This window comes from uncultured Sunxiuqinia sp. (assembly GCF_963974515.1).
Taxonomy (GTDB): domain Bacteria; phylum Bacteroidota; class Bacteroidia; order Bacteroidales; family Prolixibacteraceae; genus Sunxiuqinia.
In genome coordinates this window covers 1-7486 of record NZ_CAXBDD010000137.1, presented here as the reverse complement: position 1 = coordinate 7486, position 7486 = coordinate 1, and the positions used below count along the sequence as shown (strand labels likewise).

The 7486-nt window shown below is 45.9% G+C and carries 5 protein-coding genes; 3 read left to right on the top strand and 2 right to left on the bottom strand.

The features are described 5' to 3' along the window. The 3 genes from AAC033_RS17515 to AAC033_RS17505 form a co-directional block, all read left to right on the top strand. The coding region (locus tag AAC033_RS17515; protein ID WP_339740515.1) for an ammonia-forming cytochrome c nitrite reductase subunit c552 at nucleotides 1–1462 on the top strand (1462 nt) is incomplete at its 5' end. A gap of 39 nt (nucleotides 1463–1501) precedes the next feature. Then, a complete protein-coding gene (locus AAC033_RS17510) occupies nucleotides 1502–2575 on the top strand; it encodes a hypothetical protein (protein WP_339740513.1) in 1074 nt (357 codons plus the stop codon). A gap of 111 nt (nucleotides 2576–2686) precedes the next feature. Then, nucleotides 2687–5143 (top strand): TonB-dependent receptor, encoded by a 2457-nt coding sequence (locus AAC033_RS17505; protein WP_339740511.1) that lies wholly within the window; start codon nucleotides 2687–2689, stop codon nucleotides 5141–5143. A 101-nt stretch (nucleotides 5144–5244) separates the two neighbouring features. Here AAC033_RS17505 and AAC033_RS17500 read toward each other — a convergent pair whose 3' ends face one another. Both AAC033_RS17500 and AAC033_RS17495 read right to left on the bottom strand, forming a co-directional pair. Further along, complete coding sequence (locus tag AAC033_RS17500; protein WP_339740509.1) at nucleotides 5245–6384, bottom strand: beta-ketoacyl-ACP synthase III; 1140 nt, start codon at nucleotides 6382–6384, stop codon at nucleotides 5245–5247. Between the two features lie 66 nt (nucleotides 6385–6450). Continuing rightward, entirely contained in the window at nucleotides 6451–7044 is a 594-nt protein-coding gene (locus AAC033_RS17495) for a TetR/AcrR family transcriptional regulator (RefSeq protein ID WP_339740507.1), read from the bottom strand. Between the last annotated feature and the right edge of the window lie 442 nt (nucleotides 7045–7486).

Sequence of the window (7486 nt, the reverse complement as noted above, 5' to 3'; positions counted from 1 at the left end):
CTGGTATATGAATCCCTGCGTGGCAGAAAGTGATTTGCACTGTGTTAGCTGTCACACCTCATCGGGAAGATACCGTTTTAAAAGTGATGACCTGGTTGAAGCCAACAAGGCATGTACCAGCTGCCATCAGGAAAAAGAGGCTGACTACTTAAAACATACCCATCACCCGATCAATGAGAACAGTCCCAAGTGCATTGATTGTCACATGCCTTTGACCCGGTTTGGCAACATGAACCGTTCCGATCATTCGTTCCGGCCTCCGATGCCGGCAGCAAGTATCAAGTTTGGATCACCAAACGCCTGTACGCTTTGTCACAGTGATCAGACCGACCAGTGGGCCAACGACCAGGTGACGAAGTGGAAAGGAAAGGGCTACCAAAAAAAGACGCTGGATGCAGGACAATTGATTTTATCGGCCAGAAACAATGAGTGGAAACAGTTGGATGATATGTTGCAAGCCGTTCAAACCAACCAATATGGAGATGTCTTTACGACTTCATTGATCCGTTTGCTGGTGAATTGCCCGGATGAAAAGAAATGGGCTACTTTTATGGAAGCCTTAAACTCTGATTCGCCCCTTGTGAGAAGCGCCGCCACACTTGGCTTGTTTGGAAACAACAGAGAAGAATCTAAGAAAGCCCTTTTCCAGGCTGCAAAAGATGATTTTCGCTTGGTTCGGCTGGCTGCCGCGCAGGCACTTGCCCTGTTTCCTGCTTCGGAGTTCACAACGCAGCAGCGTCAAGTTTTTCAGCAGGTCAATCACGAGTATGAGCAATCATTGATTACACGCCCTGATAACTGGAGCTCGCACTATAACCTGGGAAACCACTACCAAAACATGGGTAAGCTGGAACAAGCGCTGAATGCTTACGAAACCTCTTTGAAAGTCAATTCTGAAGCGATTTTGCCCCTGGTAAACAGCAGCTTTTTGTATTCTGTGTCGGGCAACCAGGAAAAAGCAGTCGGTTACCTGCAGCAGGCATTGGCAGTAGACCCAAAAAATGAAGCAGCCAACCTGAACTATGGTCTTTTGATGGCCGAGTTAAACCAAATGGAGCAGGCTGAAACAGCTTTGCGAACGGTCATGGAAGTGAACAAGGAGAATCCGACTGCTGCCTACAATCTCAGCATTCTGGTTTCATCCAGAGATTTAAATGAGGCTTGCCGGCTTAGCCAAAAAGCCATGGCTGCCTCTCCCCAGGAGCCTAAGTTTGCCTACACCCATGCGTACTTTCTAAATCAAAATAAGCAGCAAGCACAAGCGATCAGCACACTTGAGCAGACAATTAAAGCGTTTCCTGATCATTTGTCTTCGGTTTTTTTGCTGGGAAATATTTTTCTCCAAAGCGGAAATAAAGGCAAAGCCATGGATTTGTACAACAGCACCTTGCCGTATCTGACAGAGGATGCCCAAGCACAACACCAGATTAGAAGTGAGATTGAACGTATTCGCGTCCTTTAAAGAAACAGGACCCAAGTTGAGGAAATAATGGAAAAAGCGATGATGCAGACGATTTACGCAGATGAAATAATAAAAGAGCTGGATGCTCATTTATATATCCAATTAACACCTAAGGAAGACGAAACGGTTTCGAAGTTTTGTCAGCGATTGACGGGGATTTTCGAAGGGAAAGAATACCAGGTTGTAAAAATGACCTGTTTTGGTTCATTAAGCAGCCGGATTGTTTTTGAAGAGGAACTGGCAGGCAGGATGAAGAAGGTATTTCCAATAAGCTGGATTGAAGGTGAAAACTGTTCTGGTTCATTTATGAATGGCCTGCAGCTTTGGGCAACAAAAGAAAAAGTAACTTGCCTGGAAACCCATTGGGGTGCCCAGGCAAGCTATTTTCATGATCAGAACGGTCAGCACTTGTTTGTGGGGGATTTACGCTCTGAGCCATCACAACAACCCGAATTGGAGTACGCCACACTCTTACAAAAACTGAACAGTTTTCTGGAAGACCAAGGGTTTTCCTTTACCGATATCGTCCGAACCTGGTATTACCTGGACGACATTTTGAGCTGGTATGATGCGTTTAACCGGGTTCGGTCCGGTTTTTTTCGTCAAACGGGTGTGTTCGACACCATGATTCCGGCCAGCACCGGTGTCAGTGGAAAAAACAAGACCAATACTGCCGTTACAATGGAGCTGCTGGCATTTAAACCCAAAAAAGGAGCAACCATCACCCGGGTCAAGTCACCTTTGCAAAACGAAGCTGGTGATTATGGCAGTTCATTCAGCCGAGCCATCCGGATTGATTCCCCTGATCATCATTGGATGAGTGTTTCGGGAACAGCAAGCATTCTGCCATCGGGAGAAACCACCCACATTGGAGATCTCAAAAACCAAATTCTTCACAGCGTTGATGTTGTCAGTAAAATAATTGAGCAAGAAGGGTTTATGTGGGCAGACGTGACGCGGGCTACGGCCTATGTAAAAGACAAGCAAAACCTTTCCATACTCAAAGATGTTCTGGATAGCGATCTTCCATCTCCAGTGCCCCTGATCGTTACTCAAAATACGATTTGCCGGGATGATTTACTGTTCGAAATTGAGCTTGATCTTTATTCCTAAAAACGTTTCAAGCAACTAACAACATGGTAAAAAATTTAAACTCACGCATTAGTATCCTACTAAAAGTATAGGATAAAACAGCAAACAAAAAATTATCAATTAGTATACAATATGAAGCAATCAATTATTTATTTTTTAGGTGTCCTGTTCTCAGGGAGTGTTACTGCAGCGGAACTTAGCGGTCGGGTGATCGACAACGAAGTGAACGAACCCCTGGAGTATGCCAGTGTTGCCTTATACCAGGCCAACAGCAGCGAATTGATTACCGGAGGCATCACCAACGAGTCAGGCCATTTTTCTTTCAACGAAATCTCAGCAGGAAGCTATTTTATACAGGTTCAGTTTATGGGCTACGAGAAAGAACAATCGGAAGTTTTTGAACTAACCAGGGAGCGGGAGCTTCATTTGGGCGATATTGCCCTGCGCCCTGCCAAAGTGATGGTAGATGAAATAGCGGTAACCGGCACGAAGATACAAGCCTACAATAAGCTTGAAAAGCAAATGTACCGGGCCGATCAGTTTGAGTCAGCCCAAGGCGGATCAGCCATTGATGTCCTGAAAAACATGCCTTCGGTATCGGTCAACGGACTTGGCGAAATATCCATGCGGGGAGCCTCCGGCTTTTTATTGCTGATCAATGGCAAGCCTGTTTTAACAGATCCGCAGAGCATGCTAAACCAGCTGCCGGCCAATATCATCGAAAATGTGGAATTGATCACCTCCCCTTCGGCCAAGTACGATCCCGACGGCAAAGGAGGAATCATCAACATTACCACCAAAAAGGGAACTACTGAGCACACCGGCTTAATTGTCAACCTGAAGGGAGGTTTGCCTTCAACGACCACATTTGGAAATGAAGAAAACCCAGTCCGGTACGCAGCCGATGCCAGTTTCAACTACCAGCAAGGCAAGTGGGACATCACCCTGAGCGGAAATTATTCGCGCGATGACCTGGCTGGATTCCGCGATGGCGAGGTGAGCATTACCAATGGTGAAAACGGTACCATCAATCATTTTCCGAGTGCCGGAGAGCGGAGTTTTTATCGTTACAACTACATGGGCCGGGCGTCAGTCAGTTACGCAGCCGATGAAAACAATGTGATTTCCGTGGGCGTATTGTCCGGCAAACGCTACCAGGAACGTGATGCCAACATCTTTTACACCAACTCACAAACCGACCTGCAAAACAACCTGATTTACAACTTCAACTATTACAATGCCAACAAGCAGATCAAACAAGGAACGTTCACCCTGGGAAACCTCGATTATACCCACACGTTTGCCAATCAATCCAGTCTGACGCTTTCCGGTTTGTATGAGTACGACGACCTGTATGGAAACACGCACAATTACAACCTGGATGAACCGGGCGGGGAGCTTTTTCAATATGTGCAAAACCCCTACGAAAAGCCCATCAAAGGGTACCGCCTGAAAGCCGACTATCGCACACAACTGGGGAGCGGAACATTCGAAACCGGCTACCAGTTCCGCAACGACCAGCAGGATGGGGTGTTCGACTACCTGATCACACCCGCTGATCCAAACCAACCAGATTTGGACCAATTTAGCGGAACAGCCCTTTCGAAAAACAGGATCAATTCGGTTTACGCCCAGTATTCGGCACAAAGAGAACGAATTGAATACTCGGCCGGCTTGCGATACGAGTATTCCACCCGGACGGTTCATCTGTCAACCGATCCTAATCCTCATAAGCTTGAGCTGTCAAACCTGTTTCCATCGGTCAGTGCGCTTTATTCGCTGGACAACGATTGGAAACTGAAAGCGGCCTATAGCCGTCGCATCGCCCGGTCATCAAACAACCAGTTGAACCCAATTCCTGAACGGGAACACTCCGAGACACTTGAAATCGGTGATCCGGACCTGCGGCCGGAGCTGGTCAATTCAGCCGAACTGGGATTGATCAAAACCTTTGAAAAGGGCTCGTTTTTCACCACAGCCTATTACCGGTTCAGTAAAGACCCGGTTCAGCGGGTGAACAGCGTGTATGCCGATACGATTTTAAATCGGGTCTATACCAATGTTGAAAAAGCAACGGCCCTGGGACTGGAGCTGGGCGTAAATATACAGCCTGTCAGCTGGTGGAATGTATATGCCGGAAGCAATATTTACAAGCAGAAATACGAAGGAGACCTCCTGATTTTGGGCGAGCCGCTGATGATTGACCCCAAAGAGGACTGGGTTTATTCCATCAATGCAAACTCGAGCTTCACGCTGGCCCCGACATGGAACCTGAGCGCCAATGTGAACTACCTTTCGGTTCGGCCAACAGCGCAGGGCGAAGATTCCCGGTTTTTAAGCCCGAACCTGAGCCTGAAAAAGAATCTGTTTGGGAACCTGATGACCGCCAGCGTTCAATGGCAGAATATTGATCTGGGGATGAACGAGTCGAACCGGCAACGTATCACCACTTGGGGCGAAGATTTCTACACGACCACTAACTATATCTATGAAACGGATATGATCCTGGTCAACCTCAGCTTTAACCTGAACTGGAAAAACAGCAATACCAAGCTTCCCCAAAGTGAGTTTGGAGAGAAGGAGTTTTAACGGAATTGCATCTCAAATCACGTCATAAAGGGAAAGTAGGAGTATGACCTGATTAGTGAACCACCGAACGCCATAAGGCGTTCGGCTATTGGTGCTGGCAGTTACACCACCTCCAGCAACACCGTTCCATACGAAAAACGCCCACTTTCAGGAACCAGGAGTAAAATCTTGCTATTCATCTTTAGTCGGCCGGACTTGGCCAGGTCATCAAGAGCGGCGAAGATGGATGCTGAGGCGACGTTTCCAATTTCGGTGAGGTTGGTGAACCATTTTTCTGTGCCCAAGTCGATTCCCCTGGTTTCGATTTCTTCGGCTAACTTGCCATAGAAAAACATGGAGGATACGTGGGGGATGACATAGTCAATCTCGGAACTGTCTACCTCGTGTTTTTGCAGGCACTGCTGGAGATGGTCGACCCAGTAACGAATAATATTGGGCTTTAGCAGCCGAATATCCTGTTTGACGGTCAATACCGAACGGCTGATTAACTCGCTACTTTCAAATTCCTTCCAGCTTTTCAGTTCGCCATCCCCCCTGAGCTCGGCACCCATAAACATGCAGGTTGGAAGCTCATTGGCGTAGGAGGTCATTTCGATCCATTCAATCTTAAAGGACAGGCCCGTTTCGTTTTTCTTATCCGACAGCAGGACCGCACTGGCCCCGTCGCTGAGCATAAAGCGTAGGAAGTCCTTCTCAAAAGCCATGTAGGGATCTTCTCCCACCCGGGCGCAGTGTTCGTACTCTTCTTCATAGTTTTTGGACATTAGCGTAGGGGAAGCCAACTCTGAAGTTGAACAGATGGCTTTTTTCGAAAGCCCTGAGGCAATACTCATAAAGCTCACTTTCAGCGCCTGCAGGCAGGTTAGACAGACGCCTGCGCAGGAATAGATTTCCATCGGTTTGTTTTTCATCAGCCCGTGAACCATGGAGGCATGCGAAGGTAGCAGCTGGTCCGGATTACCGGTGGCGCAAGCCAGAACCTCGATGTCATCCGGGATCTGTTCATCCGGGAAAAGTTTTGTAATCGAGCGAAATGCCAGTTCCGCGTTGGTGTGCGTCATTTTTTGATTTTTATCCAACGCATAATACCGGGATCGAATGCCATTTTGCTTTAATACGATACGTTTTACCCGGGATGGCTTTCCATTGATCAAGCCAAGATACCGCTCCATATCATCGTTGGAAACAGGAGCGTTGGGTAAGAATTTACTGACTGAGTTAATAAAAACAGCTGTTTTCATGGGACCCATGTATACTTACCGGTATGTGAAAATAATAAGTTTTACATACGCGCGTAAGAAAATCAGCTAAGATTTTAGTCTCAATTGGTTGTAGAGGTCCTTGTAGAGTGTGAGCAATTCTTCCGTATCCAGCCCGTAGGACAGGCATCTGTCGAAGGCAAGCCCCAGAAAGCAACTCCGAAAAAGGACGGCATAATGCCTGGGATCTACCTTCTTTATTTCTTTGGTTTGGATGGCCCGGCTGATCGCTTTTTCCCAAAGGTTTATTTCAGCAATCGAATTTTGCGTCATGATCTCGGAGAAGTTGGGATAGATGCGTGAAGCCTGCAGGTATAAATAGAAATACTGCTTGTAAATATTCACCACAGACAGGGACAACATCCTGGACATGGTGGTGTTTATCCCCTTAACATACCGGTAAATAAACTGCTCCAGTGAAAGATCGCCTGAAAAGTCAAATTTTTCACCAGGATCCTGCGTTTTAATGATGTAGGTGTCAATGACGGTGTTGAATATCTCTTCCTTGTTTTTGAAAAAGTAAAAAATCGCGCCTCGTGTTTTTCCGATCGCTTCTTCCAGATCCGAGATACTTACTTTTTCGTAGTTGTGATTTAAAAACAATTTGAAAGCTTCTTCAATGATTCGGTCTTTTGTAGTCATAATAGCATTGATCTTTAGATTACAAACTTACGCAAAAAGCTTGATTTATTTATAGATTCGGAAAACTTTTATGCGTAAAAAACGAGAAGTTTAGTATTCATTGGGTGGTGTTTGCCATAGTGGAAGTATCCGGATTGGAGAATTGATCCGCTATCGAAAATCGAAGAAACACGAAAACAAAAAGGTCTGTATGGAAGAAATTGAATTTATTCGCTATTCATTTTTTTATTTGTTTATGTAATTTTATTTCATAAATTTGAGGACCATACATGTGGTATGTTGATAGATGAATTTTTTAAAAACTGGCTTTTGCTAAGTGACCAACCTTCGGTGGGTCTTTTTTTGTTGTATTTTGTTAAGTAATGTTTTTTTGAGGAGGCTTAACACCCTCCTTTAGCTATAAAAGTCAGGGATTAATCCTTTGATATCACCGTAAAGATAC